Source organism: Microbacterium sp. CPCC 204701 (genome assembly GCF_004010105.1).
GTDB lineage: Bacteria > Actinomycetota > Actinomycetes > Actinomycetales > Microbacteriaceae > Microbacterium.
Genome location: NZ_RRYE01000005.1, coordinates 1 through 17,610, shown reverse-complemented (window position 1 = coordinate 17,610; position 17,610 = coordinate 1). Strand labels below are relative to the sequence as shown.

At 68.0% G+C, this 17,610-nt stretch carries 13 protein-coding genes and 4 tRNA genes; 9 read left to right on the top strand and 8 right to left on the bottom strand.

Features of this window, described 5'->3' with window-relative positions; translation table 11 throughout:
• The gene (locus EIO58_RS01265; RefSeq protein WP_127817881.1) at positions 1-2,136 is read right to left on the bottom strand and encodes a glycoside hydrolase family 43 protein; all 2,136 of its coding nucleotides are present in this window, start codon (positions 2,134-2,136) and stop codon (positions 1-3) included.
• 356 nt (positions 2,137-2,492) lie between these two features.
• A tRNA-Val gene (locus EIO58_RS01260) sits at positions 2,493-2,565 on the bottom strand.
• 156 nt (positions 2,566-2,721) lie between these two features.
• Here EIO58_RS01260 and EIO58_RS01255 point away from each other — a divergent pair.
• The 3 genes from EIO58_RS01255 (at position 2,722) to EIO58_RS01245 (ending at position 3,024) form a co-directional block, all read left to right on the top strand.
• Positions 2,722-2,794: transfer RNA gene (locus EIO58_RS01255), tRNA-Gly, on the top strand.
• 54 nt (positions 2,795-2,848) lie between these two features.
• Positions 2,849-2,922 (top strand) — tRNA-Cys (locus EIO58_RS01250).
• A 27-nt stretch (positions 2,923-2,949) separates the two neighbouring features.
• Positions 2,950-3,024 (top strand) — tRNA-Val (locus EIO58_RS01245).
• A gap of 40 nt (positions 3,025-3,064) precedes the next feature.
• Here the strand turns inward: EIO58_RS01245 and EIO58_RS01240 are convergent.
• The 3 genes from EIO58_RS01240 to EIO58_RS01230 form a co-directional block, all read right to left on the bottom strand.
• The gene (locus EIO58_RS01240; RefSeq protein ID WP_127817880.1) at positions 3,065-3,277 is read right to left on the bottom strand and encodes a KTSC domain-containing protein; all 213 of its coding nucleotides are present in this window, start codon (positions 3,275-3,277) and stop codon (positions 3,065-3,067) included.
• 62 nt (positions 3,278-3,339) lie between these two features.
• Positions 3,340-4,377, bottom strand: a complete 1,038-nt coding sequence (locus tag EIO58_RS01235) for an alpha/beta fold hydrolase (RefSeq protein ID WP_127817879.1) — start codon at positions 4,375-4,377, stop codon at positions 3,340-3,342.
• Positions 4,374-6,797: a GMC oxidoreductase gene (locus EIO58_RS01230; protein WP_205789070.1), complete on the bottom strand. Its 2,424-nt coding sequence runs from the start codon at positions 6,795-6,797 to the stop codon at positions 4,374-4,376. Before EIO58_RS01230 ends, EIO58_RS01235 begins: the two co-directional genes overlap by 4 nt.
• 316 nt (positions 6,798-7,113) lie before the next feature.
• Between EIO58_RS01230 and EIO58_RS01225 the strand changes: the two genes are divergently transcribed.
• Genes EIO58_RS01225 through EIO58_RS01210 form a run of 4 tightly spaced genes read left to right on the top strand, consistent with a single transcriptional unit; the run spans position 7,114 to position 11,678 of the window.
• Entirely contained in the window at positions 7,114-8,958 is a 1,845-nt protein-coding gene (locus EIO58_RS01225) for a peroxidase family protein (RefSeq protein WP_205789068.1), read from the top strand.
• A 10-nt stretch (positions 8,959-8,968) separates the two neighbouring features.
• Positions 8,969-9,433 carry a nuclear transport factor 2 family protein gene (locus tag EIO58_RS01220; protein WP_127817878.1) on the top strand — a complete coding sequence of 155 codons (465 nt, stop codon included), beginning with the start codon at positions 8,969-8,971 and terminating at the stop codon, positions 9,431-9,433.
• Positions 9,430-10,791, top strand: a complete 1,362-nt coding sequence (locus EIO58_RS01215; RefSeq protein WP_127817877.1) for a cytochrome P450 — start codon at positions 9,430-9,432, stop codon at positions 10,789-10,791. Before EIO58_RS01220 ends, EIO58_RS01215 begins: the two co-directional genes overlap by 4 nt.
• Positions 10,788-11,678 carry an alpha/beta hydrolase gene (locus EIO58_RS01210; protein WP_127817876.1) on the top strand — a complete coding sequence of 297 codons (891 nt, stop codon included), beginning with the start codon at positions 10,788-10,790 and terminating at the stop codon, positions 11,676-11,678. The genes EIO58_RS01215 and EIO58_RS01210 overlap by 4 nt, the downstream gene beginning before the upstream one ends.
• 50 nt (positions 11,679-11,728) lie before the next feature.
• Here the strand turns inward: EIO58_RS01210 and EIO58_RS01205 are convergent, their stop codons facing one another.
• Both EIO58_RS01205 and EIO58_RS01200 read right to left on the bottom strand, forming a co-directional pair.
• On the bottom strand, positions 11,729-13,189 hold the full coding sequence (locus EIO58_RS01205; protein WP_127817875.1) for a hypothetical protein: 1,461 nt from the start codon (positions 13,187-13,189) through the stop codon (positions 11,729-11,731).
• A gap of 18 nt (positions 13,190-13,207) precedes the next feature.
• Positions 13,208-14,281: an alpha/beta fold hydrolase gene (locus EIO58_RS01200; protein WP_127817874.1), complete on the bottom strand. Its 1,074-nt coding sequence runs from the start codon at positions 14,279-14,281 to the stop codon at positions 13,208-13,210.
• Positions 14,282-14,461: 180 nt separating this feature from the next.
• On the opposite strand from EIO58_RS01200, the gene thrS reads away from it, so the two are divergent.
• Positions 14,462-16,453, top strand: coding sequence for a threonine--tRNA ligase (gene thrS, locus EIO58_RS01195; protein WP_446723852.1), 1,992 nt, complete (start codon positions 14,462-14,464; stop codon positions 16,451-16,453).
• A 47-nt stretch (positions 16,454-16,500) separates the two neighbouring features.
• Positions 16,501-17,049 carry an HIT family protein gene (locus EIO58_RS01190; protein ID WP_127817872.1) on the top strand — a complete coding sequence of 183 codons (549 nt, stop codon included), beginning with the start codon at positions 16,501-16,503 and terminating at the stop codon, positions 17,047-17,049.
• Positions 17,050-17,121: 72 nt separating this feature from the next.
• On the opposite strand, the gene EIO58_RS01185 is transcribed toward EIO58_RS01190, so the two are convergent.
• On the bottom strand, positions 17,122-17,610 hold a 489-nt coding region (locus EIO58_RS01185; RefSeq protein ID WP_205789067.1), incomplete at its 5' end, for a PfkB family carbohydrate kinase.

Below are 17,610 nucleotides of genomic sequence, written 5' to 3'. Positions count from 1 at the left end.
TCAGTCGCAATGCGACGACGCGTACTCGACGACGTCCTCGACGCTGACGGTTTGGCCTCCGATCGTTGCCGTGGACGTGATCTCGATCGCACCGGCCTCGACGCTGGCCGCACGCGTCGCGAACACGTGCGAGCGGCTCTTGCCCTCGCCCAGCGCCGGCATGGGCTTCGTCCCAAACGGCGACGTGACGATGGACGACACCGGCGCAGCCTCGAGGTTGGTCACCGTGACCACCTGCAAGACCCTCTTGCCGACGCATCGGTGGTTCACCGCGACGGAGACGAGGCCGGTCCCCTCGACCAGCGCTGTGGCGCTGGTCTCGTTGCCCGCGTGGTCGGTCGCCACGACGGTCACCGTGCGATCGACGATCGACGGGGCAAGGGCGCCGCTGGGCTCGCAATCCGCCCAGTCTCCTTCGGAGATGCGGACCTGGCACGACGCCAGACCCGAGTTCTCCGCCCCGTTGGCGGGCTCCGGATCGGTCGCCGACACCGCCACCTCCCAACCGTCGACCACGACGTCGACCGTCGGCGCCGTCATGTCCAGCCGGTAGGCCACATCGGCGGTCCACAGCATGACGTCGTCGCCGCCCAGCGAGGCGTCCCGGTACTCGAGCTGAGCCCAGTTCGACCCCTCGACCGCATCGAGCGGCACCGTCATACCCTGTGCGATTCCGGTGGTGGTGACTTCATCCGCGACGACGCGAGGTCCGTCGTTGTGACCCTCGATCAGCCGCAGCCAGGCGGGAGCGAGGTCCGTGCCGTTGAAGTCGGTCCAGTTCACCGCGAGCTCAGGCGCCTCATTCACCCAGGCGTCCTCCTCGACCGCGGCGCCGTCGGCCGTGACCAGCGACGCCTCCACGTGAACCGGGGAGTTGTAGTGGGCCATCACCCCCTCCCACTCCTCGAGCGTCACCGGAAGCACCGATCCGTGGCGCGGGCTCACCGGCAGCGACCAGTATGGGGATGTCTCGGACCGGGCCGTGCAGGTACGGGAGAGTCCCGTGGTGTTGCACCAGGACTGCCCCAGGTACTCCCACTCGTTCGGCGCCTTGTCCATCGAGTCGGAGCGCCAGGCGACGTAACCGCCGCCCGAGGCGTAGTCGATGAACACGTACCACATGTCTTCGACGTTGTCCTTGAACACGAGCGGGCCCTCGAGGTTGCCGCCGCTCAGCCCGGGGATCTGCCACTTGCTGGAGCCGTCGGGATTGCCGACTGTCGTCCACGCGTTCGGGGTCTCCGTGAGGGGCGTGATGGGGTTGCGGTTCACCACGTACGGGGTGGTCTCTTCGGCGCCCCACGTATCGTAGAGGTCGTCCAAGGAGTCGATGTACTGCAGCAGCACCCGGAAGCCGTTCTCGTCCTTGGTCAGGCGGTAGATCCGGTCATCCGTCGCGATCATCGTCGAGTCGATCATTCCCCAGCCCTGCCTGCCGGTGGATCGGTCGAGGTTGACCCAGGTCGTCGGCTCGGAGAAGGTCACGAAGTCCGTCGTGGTCGCCATGCGGATGCGATTGTAGGAGATCTGCGACGTGTTGCGGTTCGCGATGTCGTCGCTCGGGTAGAGGTTCGACGCCCAGAACACGATGTACTGCCCCGTGCTCTCGTCGTAGAAGGCCTCGGGCGCCCACACGTTGCCCGCGTGGTCGTCCTCGACCTTCACGAACCGGGGCTCCGACCAGTTCACGAGATCATCGGACTCGTAGACGATCAGATTGCGCGATCCCTTCGACTGCCGGTACGACCAGGACTGACCATCCTGGTAGGTCTTCAGGTCGGTCGCCAGCAGGAAGAAGCCGTCACCGTCGCCGGAACGGATGAGTGAAGGGTCGCGCAGGCCGGTCTCGCCACGCGGCGGATTCACGGTCTGCAAGATCGGCTGCGAGACCGAGGTGCCCTCGTGGTAGTTCAGCTCGTACCAGTCCAGCGGGTCGTTGCCCTTCGACGCGCTGATCCAGATCTGCTCGCCGTTCCTGCCGCCGTCGTCGCCGCCATGGAACGACGCGAACACATAGCGCTCGTACTCGTTCTCTTCCGACGCCTTCTCCGCGTCGGCCGGCTCGGCGATCGCATGAACCGGATCCGTCTGGAGCTCGCTCTTCGGCTGTGCGACGGCCGGTGATGCTGCCAGCATCCCGACGCACACCAGACCCGCGGTTGCGAGCGAGAGGAGACGGGCCGGCAGTCGACCCTTGACTTTTCGGCTTGCGTTCGGCGCGGGAGAAGGGAGGTCAGACATCGGATGCCTCTTTCCGGGCTTGTGAATGAGCATTGCGTTTCCACCAGGGGGAGCGCTCGAACGACAAGCTCGCGCCTACGACGCAGGAGCCGACCTCGCCATCGAGGCTCGCGCGAACCGCGGGGTCGCGGATTCGAGGCCAGCGTACGCGTTAGCGCTCACACTTGGAAGGGCGATCACGCAGGGAACGACGAAACCCCCGCACGAGGCGGGGGTTCAGCATGTGGCCGCGGGGTGTTCCCGACTGCCTGTGGGCGATACCAGACTCGAACTGATGACCTCTTCCGTGTGAAGGAAGCGCGCTACCAACTGCGCCAATCGCCCGTTCCCGTGAGGGGGACGAGTAACGATCCTACCGGATGCGGGGGCGCGGCTCGAACCACGACATGTGACACGCGCGATGCGCGTTCGGTTTTGCATGGGGGCGAGGATCGGCTAAAGTCTTTCAAGTGCCCGGGATGCGAATCCGGGGAACGAAATGCGGATGTAGCGCAGTTGGTAGCGCATCACCTTGCCAAGGTGAGGGTCGCGAGTTCGAGTCTCGTCATCCGCTCGAGTGCAGGGATCCCCTTCGGGGGATCGCGGCACGTGGGGTCAAACCACACGCGGTGGCGTGGCCGAGCGGCTAGGCACCGGCCTGCAAAGCCGTTTACACGGGTTCGAATCCCGTCGCCACCTCCACTCCCGGTCCCGACCGGAGCTCGACTCGGGCGATTGGCGCAGCGGTAGCGCGCTTCCCTGACACGGAAGAGGTCACTGGTTCGATCCCAGTATCGCCCACCAACACCAGCGGAAACCCCCGGAGTACCGGGGGTTTTGTCGTTCACCGAACATGACGGGACGGATAGACGTCCCGGATGTGGTCCCGAAAGAAACGCCCGGCGCTGTCGGCCTCGCGAAGTGCGCGGTAGACCCCCCTCGGCACAGCGAAGTACTGGTACACCTTCCCGGAGGTGAACTCCAGTTCGAGCAGTGCCGTGTCGGGGTCGTAGCCCGCCGATGCGATCGCGCTCGAATCCACGTACGTGCGCCTCATCGCTCCGAGGTTACGCTCGCCGACCCTCGTGACGGTATGCCGGCGCGTTTCGGCAGGAGATCTCAGCGATTCAGCTCGGCCAGCATGCGCGGAAACACGTCCAGATGCGCCCGTGCGCCGAGGAACACGTCGGCGTGCCCGTATCCGTCGAGCACGTGCAGCGAATGGCGTCCCGGCTGATGCCCGTCGAGGAACGTGTGTGTCGCGCGCTGGCTGTCGGGCAGGAACACCCTGTTGTGCGTGCCGGCGAACAGCGCGAACCGGGCCTCGGAACGGGGCGCCGCCGCGGCGAAGTGTTTCGGCAGCCCATGGCGCGCTCGCACCGATACGAACTGGCCCGCGCGATCGGAGGCGGCGAGCTGCGCGTAGAAGCTCATCGGAACGCGACCGAACTCGGTCGAGGCCCACTCGTGGGTCTCGGCGTCGATGTTGGCGTGTCGCCACAGGGCGGGATGCCCGGACCCCAGCGCGAAGCTCGCCATGTTGCAGCTCGGGTTGCCGCACTCGGGGTGCCACAGGCGCACGACATTCCGCGTGAGGCGGGGCACGAGTCGCTCAGGGCCGTCCCGCCACGGGATGTCGACGTACGCGTTCCCGCGCTGCAGCAGCGGGCGCAGTGCGTGGAGCTTCACCCGGGAGAACGGTCGAATCGACGGATGCAGCGACACCGCGTTGGAGATGATCACGTCGATCTCGGGCACGAGCCCGGCGACGGCCGCCATGCTCAGGCTCGTCGAGCCCTGGCAGTGCGCGATCGCCCTGAGCGTGCGGGCGCCGGTGCGTTCGAGGACGTACCGCATCGCAGCCGGATGATCGTGCAGCGCGACATCGTCGAGGGTCCACGGCAGCGGGTCGAGGTCGATCGAACCGCGCCAGTTCAGCATCCAGACGTCCCAGCCGTCGGCCAGCAGGGCATCGACGATGCCGTGCCGTGTCGGCGGGCGGAACGATTCGGCGCGCATGGCGACCCCGTGCACGAGCAGCACCGGCCCCTTGCTCGCGTCGATGTCTCCGAGCACGCGGATGAGCGTGATCGGCGTGCCGTCACCGGCCGTCAGGAAGTGGACCTCGTCCCGCACGCGCGACCGCACGGCCGTCATGACGGATCCTTCGAAGGGGCGGCGGATGCCGCGGGCCGGGGCCGCAGGTAGGCGTCCTTCATCGACATCGCGAAGAAGGCGCCGAACTTCGCGATCGACGCGAGCGGACCGCTTCCCGAACCACGGAACGTGGTGAGCTGACGCGCGAAGTCCAGGGGCAGGATCCGCAGCACACCTGCGCCGAACACGCCGGCCGCGGCATCCTGCTCCCCTGCGGGACCCGGTGGAACGTGACCCCGCATCAGCGTGATGTACAGGGTCGACGTGTCGGTCCACATGTCGAGACCCTTGTCGTCGCGCACGGTCTTGAACCCGTACATCGTCACGGGCTGGCCCGACAGATCGCTGAACCAGAGGCGGTACCGCATCTCGCGGTGCGCGCCGGAGGCGACGAACAGGTTCGCCCATCCGCGCTGGACCGGCAGCCGCCCGCCCAGCACATCGCAGTCGACGTACCCCTCCGCCACGGCGGTGTGGTCGTCGCCCGCGACGAAGCGATCCACGTCGGGCGCAGTGATCGTGAGCTGGAACATGAATCGCTGGGTCAGCTGGCGGCCGATCTCCCAGCCGGTCAGCGGGTCCGTCTCGTCGAGTGCGAGGTAGCCCTTCATCTGCTCGGTGAACTCCATCCCGCGCCCGGGCACCGGATCGACCGGCGCGGTGGACGCCGCGGGGTCCATGCGCGCAGCGGGGCGGCGACCCCGCCCCACTGCCGGCTTGGGCTTGTCGAGGACGTGCTCGGCGACCCTGTCGGCCATGGCCGCGATCGTCAGTGAGGGATTGGGCCCCACCGGACCGGGCACCGCGGCGCCGTCCACGACGAACAGTCCCGGGTGCCCGAACGACTCGCCCCAGCTGTCGACGACGCCGTCGTGCGGCGCGCGACCCATGGGGGAGCCGCCGAGGGGGTGGACCGTGACGACGCGTTTCGTCCACCACAGCGGGTTGTCGCGGAATCGTCCGCCCAGGGACTCCGTGATCTGCTGCATGGTGGTGCGCATCGCGTCGAAGTACGCCTTGCTGGTCGCGGTCGTCCATTCGACGTCGAGCTCGCCGTCGGTCAGCCGGATGCGTCCGTCGGGTGTATCCCTCCCCATGCCGAGCAGGGGGAGCGAGCTGGACGTGAGCCTGCCCTGACCGACCAGCCTGGCGACCTCACCCGAGATCGTCGACTCGTTGCGGTTGGCCAGGCGGTGCGCGACGATCTGCGACACGACGTTCGCCGCCCGTCGCATCGAGGATGTGATCTGCGCGGTCTCGACCAGCCAGTTGGTGAACTCCGGGAAGCCGGCCTCCTGGACGTAGTATCCACGGCCCTGACCCTCTCCGTCGAGCCCGTCGGGCTGGCGGATCGCGGTCGTGATGACGGGTCCGTATGCCGGGTCGAGGATCCGCGTGTGGCCCGACTGCGTCGTGGACTCAGCACCCAGGCAGAAGGTGATCAGGTCGCCGTTCCCGCTGAACCGTGTGCCCAGCGCCCGGCCGATCGCTGGCAGCGCGACGCGGTTGCGCAGCAGCAGGGACGTGGTGCCGAACGTCCCCGCCCCGAGGAACAGCTGTCCGCAGCGGATGACCTCGCGCGTGCGCTCGTATCGTCCGTCGGCGAGGAGTTCGCCGTACCGCACGTAGCGCACTTCGTATCCGCCGCCGTCGAGGGGAGTGATGCCGTCGACGTCGCACAGCGTGCGCAGATCGGCTCCATGCCGTGCTGCGGCCGACAGGTAGTTGTGATCGAGCGTGTTCTTCGCGCCCTCGTTGCAGCCGATGTCGCATTCGCCGCACAGCCGGCAGGTCAGGCGCGTGACGCCGTGGATGTTCCCGTACTCGGGCGTGTCGACGATCTGCTTCTGCATCGCCTCGGCCCCGGGCCGCGCCGAGAACGACACGGCCAGCGGCGGTGAGAACGCCTGCAGCCCCAGGGTGACAGCGACCTCCCGCAGCGCCTTGGCCTTCGGCAGGTCGGGGTAGGGGTTGGGCACCGGCGTCATCATGGCCTCGACGGCGTCGTAGTGTCGATCGAGTTCGTGACGGCCGATCGGCCAGTGCTCGTAGCCGCCCCCCGGAAGGGGCGAGTCGTGGACGAACCATTTCTCGTCCTTGCGCAGGAGCACGTTCGCGTAGATGAGCGACCCGCCGCCGAGTCCCGCCGACACGATCGCCTCGAGCTTGCGGAACGATCGGATGTCGAACAGTCCGAGCAGCTCGTCCTTCGGTTCCCAGAAGGCTCTGCTCATCTCGTACGGATTGCGCGCGAAGCTCCCCGGCGGATAGGCGCGCCCGCGTTCGAGCACCACCACCGACCGGCCTGCCTCGGCCAGGCGGTACGCCGCCACCGACGCACCGAATCCAGATCCGACGACGACCGCGTCCACGTATTCGACGGCGGCCATCTCAGCGCACCCCGCTTCGATGAACAGCATCCGGCAGGCGCGGGTGAACGTGAGGCAAGGGAATCATCGGCTCGCTCTCTCGGGGATCGATGACAGGATCAGGACAGGCGACACATCTCAAGGAGAAGGGGCCGGCGCCGCAGATACATGCCGCACCGGCGATGATCCGGTCGCACGTGGGACACAACCTAGTGACCTCGCACGGCGGCCCGCAATGGACGCGTGCTGAACGCGCCGGAACACCGATGTACGAACCATGGCCGGTCGATGCTCTGTTCACTATGATTCGGGCAGATCCATTGACCTGCCCTCCTGCGAATCCCGCTCGGCTGTGAGGAGAACCTAGGTGTTGCGACGCTTCTATGCACGGATCAACCGAAGTCGACCCTGGCATCGGCTGCCGTTCCTCCTCGGGCTGTTCAATCTGATCGCGCTGCGGGACGAGCTGCGCGAGCAGAACCTTCACGACACGCGCACTCCCGAGGATCCCGGCCGCAGTCCGGCCGTGGCGACGGATGACGCCACCGATGAACAGCGGCGATTCCGGACTCCCGACGGCTCGTACAACGACCTCTCCGATCCCGACATGGGCCGCGCGGGCACTCGCTTCGCCCGCAACATCCCGCTCGCGCACGCGTGGCCGGCCGAGGGCGACGAGCTGATGACGCCGAATCCGCGCGAGATCAGCCGGAGGCTGATGCGGCGTGACGCCTTCACGCCGGCGACGTCGCTCAACCTCCTCGCCGCGGCGTGGATCCAGTTCCAGACGCATGACTGGTTCGCACACGCTCGGGAGCCCGCCGATGTGATCGAGATCGATGTCGCCGAGGACGACGATTGGTTCGAGTCGCCGATGCGGGTGCCGAAGACCAAGGCCGACGACACGCGCACCGACGCCGACCGCGATCTCCCGCCGACCTACATCAACAGCCAGTCCCACTGGTGGGATGCATCGGCGATCTACGGCAGCACCGCCCAGCGCCGCGACGAGGTGCGCAGCCACGTCGATGGAAAGCTGGTCCTCAAGGACGGACACCTTCCGCTGGACCCAGAGACCGGCGTCGCCCTGACCGGGTTCAGCGAGAACTGGTGGGTCGGGCTGGGCCTGCTGCACACCCTGTTCACGCTCGAGCACAACGCGGTGTGCGACCGGCTGAAGAACACCTACCCCGGCATGACCGACGATGAGCTGTTCGGCACCGCGCAGCTGGTGATCTCGGCGCTCATCGCGAAGATTCACACCGTGGAGTGGACACCCGCGATCATCTCGCACCCGGTGCTCAAGGTCGCCATGCGGGCGAACTGGTGGGGCCTGGCCGAAGAGAAGCTCCACCGCCTCTTCGGACGGATCAGCAAGAGCGAGGTGATCAGCGGCATCCCGGGTTCCGCCTTCGACCACCACGGGAGCCCGTACCAGCTCACCGAGGAGTTCGCGGCGGTCTACCGCCTGCACCCGCTCCTTCCCGACACGCTCGAGGTGCACTCCGTCGACGACGGCTCGCTCATCGACAGCATGGAGTTCCAGGAGATCATCCTCCTCGACGCGCACCGCGTGCTGACTTCGGGCACGCGGGTGGCGGATCTCTGGTATTCGTTCGGAGTGCAGCATCCGGGTGCCGTGCAGCTGCACAACTTCCCGCGCTGGATGCAGGACCTCACGCTTCCCGACGGTCTGCGGCTCGACCTGGCGGCGCTCGACATCATGCGGGACCGCGAACGCGGAGTGCCCCGCTACAACGAGTTCCGCCGGCTGCTGCACCTGCGTCCGGCCGCGACATTCGATGAGCTCACCGACAACCCGGTGTGGGCGCGCGAGCTCGAGGAGATGTACGGCGACGTGGAGCAGGTGGACCTGCAGGTGGGCATGCATGCCGAGACCCCGCCGCGCGGCTTCGGCTTCAGCGACACCGCTTTCCGGGTCTTCATCCTCATGGCCAGCAGGCGCCTGAAAAGCGACCGGTTCCTCACGGACTGCTACACCGAGGAGTACTACACGAAGACCGGCATGCAGTGGATCGCCGACAACGACATGTCGAGCATCCTGCTGCGGCATTACCCCCAGCTCGCTCCGGCGCTGGCCGGGGTCGACAACGCGTTCGCGCCCTGGACAATGCGCAGGGTCGGCGGCACTGCGCCGCGACAGACTGCGCCGGCAACCGCCGCCGCCGATACCGCACCGGCCACGAGCTGAGGAGAATCCGATGACGATCACCGAGGCGGACCGCGCAGAGCGCGTCGCCGTCATCCAGACTTACTGGGACGCCCTGATGGCGGCAGACATGGCGACGTTCCGCTCGCTGCTCGCGCCCGACGCCGTCATCCACTACCCCGGCCGGCACTACCTGTCGGGCGACTACACCACCAACGACGAGATCGTGGGGCTCTACACGAAGCTGACGGGATTCATCCTCGACGGCGTCTTCGTCGGCAAGGTGCTCGACATCATGCTGGGCGACGTGCACACCGCGGTCGTGATCGAGTACGACCTCCGGATGCCGTCCAAGACGCAGCACGGACGCGCCATCGGCCTTTTCATCCTCGAGAACGGCAAGATCAAGGAGTACTGGCTGCACGAGTGGGACCAGCACATGATCAACTGGGTGTTCCGGTCCTCCCGCTGGTTCGGCTGGCTCATGCCGCTCTTTCGTAGGAAGGACGCGAGATGACGGTGGCCGATGCGCGACGTCCCCTGCCTCCGGGCAGGTTCGGGGCACCGTGGCTGGGCGAGACGCTCTCCCTGGTGCGCAGCAACCACGGGTTCTACAAGGACCGGCTGGACAGGTACGGTCCCATCTTCAAGACGCGGCTGTTCGGCAGCGACTTCGTCGTGTTCTCGGGGCACGAGGCGTTCCACGCCTTCGCGACCGACCCTCGCATCGAACGCGGCGATGCCGACCCGATCACCGCCGAGAAGATGTTCCGCGGATCGCTGGCGCTGATCGACGGCGACGAGCACCACCTGCGCAAGGCGCTGATGCTGCGAGGCGTGGGTTTCCGCTCGGCGATCGAGGCGTACGTGCCGCGGATGCAGCGGCTGATCGACGTCGTCGTCTCGGGGTGGATGACCGCCGCCCGGCCCGTCACGATCCAGCCGGACCTGCAGCGGCTGGCCGCGAGGATGACCGGCGCCCTGTACACGGGCGACGAGAGCGAGGAGGCGGCCGCCGAGATCGATGCCGCCTCCGGCGACGCACGCGACGCGTTCATGACCCTTCCGGTGCCGCTTCCGTGGACGAAGTTCGGCCGCGCGATCAAGGGGCGCGACCGGCTCGCTCGAGCCGTGGACGACGCCGTCGCCCGTCACCAGGAGCGCGAGTTCGACGACATCACGTCGAGGCTGCTGACCGCCGCGCAGGAGGCCGAGGTGCCGCTCGAGGCCGTCAAGGGCGATCTGCGCCACTTGATCTTCGCCAGCCAGGGCGGCTACTTCGTGCCCTTCGTCCTGGTCACGATGGCGCTGGCGCAGCACCCCGACATCCGCGAACGTGCTCGCGAGGAGGTCATGCGCGTCGCGCCGGAGGGAGAGGTGACGCTCGACCAGCTGCGGCGCATGGAGTACCTCGAACAGGTCTCCAAGGAACTGCGCCGCTACTTCGCCATGAACTCCGCGACGTTCTTCGGGCGCGTGAAGGAGCCGATGGAGGTCAGCGGCTACCGCATCCCCGCCGGCTGGGGAGCGATCGGCGGCATCCACATCAACATGCGCAATCCCGACGTCTTCCCCGACCCCGACCGGTTCGACCCGTCTCGCTTCGAGCCGGCACGCGAGTCCGCATTGCCACCCGGAAGCTACGTGCCGCACGGCGGCGGTCACGCGACGCATCATCGATGCCCGGGCGAGAACATCGTCACGGTCGCGGTCCAGCTCTACCTGACGCTGCTGCTGCGGCAGGCGACGTGGACGCTGCCCGACCAGGACCTCACGCTGACCAACGAGCTGTTCCCGCTGCCGGCGAGCGGGCTGACCGTGGATTTCCGCGTACACGTTCCGGCACTGCCCGCGATGGGGGAGCGGACGCCGTGACCGAGAAGCAGCCCCGCGGGCTCGCGAAGCTCGTCGTCCTGTCCCGTCTGATGGTGTGGGGACGGGTGCTCCCGCCGACTCGCACGCCGGCGGAGGTCGGGCTGACGTTCGAGGACGTGGCGTTCCCATCGACGGACGGCCTCCGGCTGCGCGGATGGTTCGTGCCAGCTGCAGCCGCGCGTCGGCCGACGATCGTGTTCGTGCACGGATGGCTGTGGAACCGCACCGGGAACGTGGCCGGGCAGGTGCCGTTCCACGATGTCGACGTCGACTTCCTGCCCATCACCAAGACCTTGCACGACGCCGGTTATCACGTGCTGCTGTTCGACCTCGCCGGGCACGGCGAGAGCCAGCCGCGGCCGCCGCTCACGTACGGGCCGCACGAGGCGCGCGACTTCGCCGGCGCGGTGGCATACCTGCGCACGCGCGAGGACGTCGACCCGGGTCGCATCGGGGTGATCGGCACCTCGGCCGGCGGAAACACCGCGATGTACGGCATCCCGCAGTGTCAGCCGATCCGAGCGCTGCTCGCGGTGCAGCCGACGCGAGTGCCGAGATTCAACCGGCGGTTCGCCCGAACCGAGATGGGTCCGCTCGGGCCGCTCGCTGCGCGCAGCGTCGACCTGCTGTATCTCGCCATGCGCGCGCCGCTGCCGAGCCGGCACGACCCGGGCGTGGCGGCGCCGCTGCTGGGCGAGACCGTCGTGCAGTACGTCCAGGGAACCGGCGACCCGTGGGGCGAGATGTCGATCGTCGAGGAGTTCTCGCGGCGCACGCCTCGTTCGCTGGGCGTCCTCACGCATCCGTCGACGGGCCGCTACGAGGGCTACCGCTACATCAACGAGCGCTCCGACGACGTCGTGGCGTTCTTCGACCAGCACGTGTGACAGGCGAGGGGCCCGGCGCACCGCAGCGCGCCGGGCCCCTCGCGCGCGCGTCAGCGGTGCCAGAGCCCGTCGTGCGCGGCCTGGCGGGTGTACTGCGCCGGGTCGAAGTACCGGTCGTAGTACTCCATCTCGAGGTGCGAGAACTGCAGCCACATCCCGGGCGTGTAGAACGCGTCGACGTGGGCCGGGAACCGGCCGTACGTGTCCCAGATGTAGTTGCAGATCTCCTTCGTGTACGCGACCTCGTCGGGTCCGAACCTCGTCCCCTTCTGGACGAACGTGCGGGCGTCTTCCCGGTTGCGGTAGGGACGGGCGAACACGTCGTCGTTTCCGTACGCCGGGCCGCTGGCGCTGTATTTGGACTCGATGACCCGGTCGACGGCCTCGTCCATCGACGACACGTAGGGCGGCGTCAGTCCTTCGAGGATGCCGTCGATGCCGACGGGGTTCGCCTGCGAGGCGGGGACGGGCGGCCACTTCCGGTGCTTCTTGGGCTCCTCGAGGCGGAAGCCGAGCCCGTGCCAGCCCTTCGCCTCGTCCTGCTGCCAGATGTACGGCGGGAACACGGACCCGTGGATCCATCCGCCGAGGCCCATCGCCTGGCCGAGCAGCATGAGGTTCTGGAAGTAGAAGAACGCCTCGTAGTCGGTGCGCATCGCCCCGGCGAATCCGAGCGGCGCCTGGCTGTCCTTGCTGACGTAGCCGCTGCGCACCCGCGACAGTCCGCCGATCGGGTGGTAGGGGATCTTGGGGGTGATGCCGAGCCCGCCGCCGATCTTGGCCATCCACTCGACGAATCCGCTCGGATGGAAGCCGCGCCAGTCGTCGAGGAACAGCGGCCGCATGCCGCCCGGCTCGGTCAGCAGGATGAGGATCGCGTTGATGTACTGCCACGTGCAGTCGACGACCGGGAAGAAGACGGTCGTCCCCGGCGCGTTCGACGCCTGGTTGTTCCAGCCGAGGTAGTACGGCCACTCGCGGGGGAAGCTGAGCCGACGGTCGGACACCCGGATGAGGCACTCGTCCGCCGCGGCGATCCAGTCCGCGTCCGACCAGTCGCCCCACTTCGGCGGCAGCTCCTTGAGGAGTTCGAGCGCACGCCTGCCGCGCGGGGCGCGCAGCAGGAAGATCCCGTCGTCGTTGATCATGAAGAAGTGCGTGGCCTGGGCGTTGTCGGCGCTGCTGCCGGTGCGCGCCATGATGTTCAGGAACGGCGTGCCGAGCTCGTTCACGCCGTTGTTCTCCACGAGCGGTCCGTCGTGCGTCGTGACGCCGGTGATGCCGGTGATGCACGTGATGAGGATCGCCTCTTCCAGCTTGCTCAGCGGGGCCGGCGCGTTGTGGCTCTCGTGACTGAGTGGGCCTGCGTTGACGGAGAAGCCGCGGGGGATCCGCCGCGTCCGCCGCTCGGTCAGCGCCGACAGGAACGGGTACTGCGCCAGATCGGCGAGTGCCGGGTGGGGGTGCGCGGATGCCGCCGCTGCAGCGTCGGCCTGGTCGATCGTGCTCATCGCGGGTCCTCGTTCCGGTCAGTTGTGCGTGTCGAGCTGGGCGGTGATCACCGGGTAGACGTCGCGCGCGGCATCCTGCCCGATGAAGAGATCCATGTGGGCGTAGCCGGGGATCACGTGCCGGCTGTAGTACTCGGCGCCGTTGCGCTCACTCAGCTCCCGGTAGGTGATGGCGCTGCCCTCCGGCACGAAGAGGCGGTTGTCCTGCCCGTGGAGGAACGCGATCGGCACGCGCAGTCCCGACACGTCGTCGAGGTAGTCGTGCTCGCCGTCCATGCTGATGGCGTGGTCGGCGCGGAGGATCTTCGTGATGTGCCGCAGCGTCGTCATGTTCGCCACGCCGAACGCCTCCCCGAGGTGGTCGTGAGTCGCCTCGTTGATCCGGTCGTGGTCGTAGACCTCGCCGTACATGAACATCACGCGGCGGCAGAACGGGCGGTCGCAGGGCTCGTCGCCCGACGGGTAGATCGCGAGCGCCTTGTCGTAGAGGGTCTCGAGCCATGACGGATCGTCGTCGAACTCGGTGGTGAGCGTGTCGATCCCGAGCGCCTGGATGAGATCGCCCGCGTAGATGCCCGCGCGCAGCTCATTGAGCGTCCCGGCGCGCGGATGCAGCGTCACCTGGGATGCCACGGCCGACCGCACGCCGTGAAGGCCGAGACCCATCGCCATGAGCATGGTGAGCGACCCCACGCAATGCGCCATGATCTGCACCGAGTCGGCGCCGCTGATGCCGCGCACCGTCGCGACCGCGGCCGGGTAGTCGTAGCGCGCGATGTCGTCGAGCGTGAACTGCGTGCCGCCCGACGGGAGCGCAGGACTCGCACGGTAGTCGAGGACCCACACGTCGTAGCCGTGCTCGTAGAGGTACTCGGGAAAGTTCGTGTCGGTCGTGTCGATCGTGTACGCGAGCGCCGACGTTCCGAAGCCGGGGGAGAGGATCACGGGACCCTTGGCACCGCCCTCGAACCGGGTGAGCCGCAGTCTCACGCCATCCTCGGTGCTGAACTCATGGATCGTCGGTTCGCCGCACCGGAGCGGCCGGCGCGTCCGGCTGGGCGCATCCGCCGTCGTGGTCTCGCCGTCGCTCATGTCGACCCCTTGCCATCTCGAAACGAATGCGGATGCCGCACGGAGTGCGTCGCGACAGGCAGGCTCTCGAACCAGGGGGCGACGACGGGGTCAGCATATTGCCCGGAGTGCATTCGCGTCACGCAGTTCTGGAGCGCGCGACGGACGGCGTGATACGTCCGGGACGATAGCCTGGATGCCGTGTCTGACGCCGTGTCCTACCCCGCCGATGGGTTCGCCCTCTTCCCCGATCGCTCCGTCGTCGCCCTCCGCGTCAACGGCGAGCTGAAAGACCTCGCCACGACGGTGACCGAGACGGATGCCGTGGATCCGGTGACCATCGACAGCCCGGACGGGCTCGACATCCTCCGCCACTCTGCGGCGCACGTGCTGGCGCAGGCGGTGCAGCGCATCAACCCGCAGGCGAACCTCGGCATCGGCCCGCCGGTCACCGACGGCTTCTACTACGACTTCGGCGTGGAGCATCCCTTCACGCCCGAAGACCTGAAGGCCATCGAGAAGGAGATGCAGCGCATCGTCCGCGAGGGCCAGCGGTTCGTCCGCCGTGTCGTGACCGACGACGAGGCACGCGCTGAGCTCGCCGCCGAGCCGTTCAAACTCGAGCTCGTCGGACTCAAAGGCGGTGCCGGCACGACCGAGGGCGCTTCCGTGGAGGTCGGCGCCGGCGAGCTCACCATCTACGACAACGTGGACCGCGACGGTGAGACGGTCTGGAAGGACCTCTGCCGCGGACCGCACCTGCCCAGCACCCGCATGATCGGCAACGGGTGGGCGCTGCAGCGCATCGCCGGGGCGTACTGGCGAGGGAGTGAGAAGAACCCGCAGCTTCAGCGCATCTACGGCACCGCGTGGCCGACCAAGGATGAACTTCGCGCCTATCAGACGCGCCTCGAGGAAGCGGCCAAGCGCGACCACCGCAAGCTCGGCAAGGAGCTCGACCTGTTCTCGTTCCCCGACGAGATCGGCTCGGGGCTGTCCGTGTGGCATCCGCGCGGCGGAGTCGTCCGTGGCGAGATGGAGCTGCACGCCCGCCGCCGCCACGTCGAGGGCGGCTACACCTACGTGTACACGCCGCACATCTCGAAGGAGGATCTGTTCCTCACCTCGAACCACCTCGTCACCTACAAGGAGGGCATGTTCCCGCCCATCGTGATGGACGAGGAGCGCGACGATCGCGGCGAGATCGTCAAGCACGGCCAGGACTACTACCTGAAGCCGATGAACTGCCCGATGCACATCCTCATCTACAAGGAGCGGGCACGCAGCTACCGCGATCTGCCGATGCGGCTGGCAGAGAACGGCACCGTGTACCGCAACGAGCTGTCGGGCGCGCTCCACGGCCTCACCCGCGTGCGGGGCTTCACCCAGGACGACTCGCACCTCTTCGTCACTCCCGAGCAGCTCGAGGAGGAGACTACCCGCGTCCTCGAGTTCGTGATCTCGATGCTGCGCGATTTCGGCCTCGACGAGTTCGAGCTCGAGCTGTCGATGCGCGACGACGAGAAGGACAAGTGGATAGGCTCCGACGAGTTCTGGGACTACTCCACCGACGCGCTGCGCAACGTCGCCCTGGCGAGCGGTCTGAAGCTCACCGAGGTCCCGGGCGAGGCGGCCTTCTACGGGCCCAAGATCGACCTCAAGACCCGCGACGCGATCGGACGCGTGTGGCAGCTGTCGACCGTGCAGGTCGACCCCAACCTGCCCGAGCGCTTCGAGCTCGAGTACACCGACCGCGACGGCCAGAAGAAGCGGCCGATCATGATCCACCGCGCCCTCTTCGGCTCGATCGAGCGCTTCTTCGCGATTCTGCTCGAGCACTACGCGGGGGCGTTCCCGGTGTGGCTCTCGCCGGTCCAGGTGGTCGGCATCCCGGTCGCCGAGGAGTACGCCGACTATCTGGGCGACGTCGTCCGGCAGCTGCAGGACGAGGGTGTGAGGGCCGAGCTCGACCGCTCCGACGACCGCATGCAGAAGAAGATCCGCACCCACACCACGCAGAAGGTGCCGCTCCTGCTCATCGCGGGTGAGCAGGACCGCTCCGCCGGCACGGTCTCGTTCCGGTTCCGCGACGGCTCGCAGGAGAACGGCGTGCCGATCGCCGACGCCGTCCGCCGCGTGCGCGACGCCATCGCCTCGCACGCGCTGGTCGACACGGCGGAGGACTTCGCGTGAGATCCCTTCGACAGGCTCAGGAACCGCCTGCGCTCAGGGGCAGGCCGGTGTCTGACTCCGCCGATCCGGCGCGCGTCGACGCCGCGACGCTCGCCGGGGTGCCCGACGGGTTCCAGCGCCTGTGGACGCCTCACCGCATGGCCTACATCCAGGCCGGTCCCGAGGTGCTCCGTGAGGAGTGCCCGTTCTGCGAGGCGCCACGCAAGTCCGACGAGGACGGGCTCATCGTGTTCCGGGGCGTCACCGCGTACACGCTGCTGAACCTCTTCCCGTACAACTCCGGCCACATGCTGGTGTGCCCCTACCGGCACATCGCCACGTACGACCAGGCCACCGATGAAGAGGTCGCCGAGATCGGCGCGCTCACCCAGCGCGGCATGCAGGTGCTGCGGACGGTGTCACGCTGCGATGGCTTCAACATCGGCATGAACCAGGGCCACGTCGCCGGTGCGGGGGTCGACGAGCACCTGCACCAGCACATCGTGCCGCGGTGGGCGTCCGACGCGAACTTCTTCCCGATCATCGCGAGGACCAAGGCGCTGCCGCAGCTGCTCGGCGACGTGCGCCGTGCGATCGCCGACGCCTGGGAGGAATGACCCTGGGGGCAACGGATGCCGTGGCCGCTGCTGCACCCCACGCGCCCGGAGGGGCACCGTTCCCTCACGGCGTCAGCGGACCTGCGTGACCTCGAACTGCATGCGCGGGTTCGCATAGGCCTCCTGCGACTCGACCAGCTGCAGCTCGCGCTCACCCGACGCGTGCGTGCGCGCGAGCAGGTCGAACACGCTCGACGTGGTGCGCGCGAGGGCGTCGGCGGCGTCGCCGGTGCGACGGTAGTGCGCGGTGAACAGCGCCGCCGTCACATCGCCCGAGCCGTTCGCCTTCATCGGGATGTGGGGCGTCTGCACGATCCACGCACCCTCGTCGGTGACGGCGAGCATCTCGATCGTGCCCTCGGCGCGATCAGGGCGCTCGACGCTGGTGACCAGGACCGTGCGCGGCCCCATGGCGCGGGCGAGATCGGCCGAGACGAGGGTCGACTCGAGGTCGGCCGGCTCGGTCTCGGTGAGGAAGCCGAGCTCGAACTGGTTCGGGGTGATGATGTCGGCCGCCGGCACGACGCGGTCCCGCAGCAGCACCGGGATCGCCGGGGCGAC

Excerpts from the sequence above, each read along its gene's own strand:
- EIO58_RS01265 (WP_127817881.1), bottom strand. The coding sequence starts at position 2,136 with ATGCTGGCAGCATCACCGGCCGTCGCACAGCCGAAGAGCGAGCTCCAG.
- EIO58_RS01240 (WP_127817880.1), bottom strand. The coding sequence starts at position 3,277 with ATGAGGCGCACGTACGTGGATTCGAGCGCGATCGCATCGGCGGGCTAC.
- EIO58_RS01235 (WP_127817879.1), bottom strand. The coding sequence starts at position 4,377 with ATGACGGCCGTGCGGTCGCGCGTGCGGGACGAGGTCCACTTCCTGACG.
- EIO58_RS01230 (WP_205789070.1), bottom strand. The coding sequence starts at position 6,797 with ATGCTGTTCATCGAAGCGGGGTGCGCTGAGATGGCCGCCGTCGAATAC.
- EIO58_RS01220 (WP_127817878.1), top strand. The coding sequence starts at position 8,969 with ATGACGATCACCGAGGCGGACCGCGCAGAGCGCGTCGCCGTCATCCAG.
- EIO58_RS01215 (WP_127817877.1), top strand. The coding sequence starts at position 9,430 with ATGACGGTGGCCGATGCGCGACGTCCCCTGCCTCCGGGCAGGTTCGGG.
- EIO58_RS01205 (WP_127817875.1), bottom strand. The coding sequence starts at position 13,189 with ATGAGCACGATCGACCAGGCCGACGCTGCAGCGGCGGCATCCGCGCAC.
- EIO58_RS01200 (WP_127817874.1), bottom strand. The coding sequence starts at position 14,281 with ATGAGCGACGGCGAGACCACGACGGCGGATGCGCCCAGCCGGACGCGC.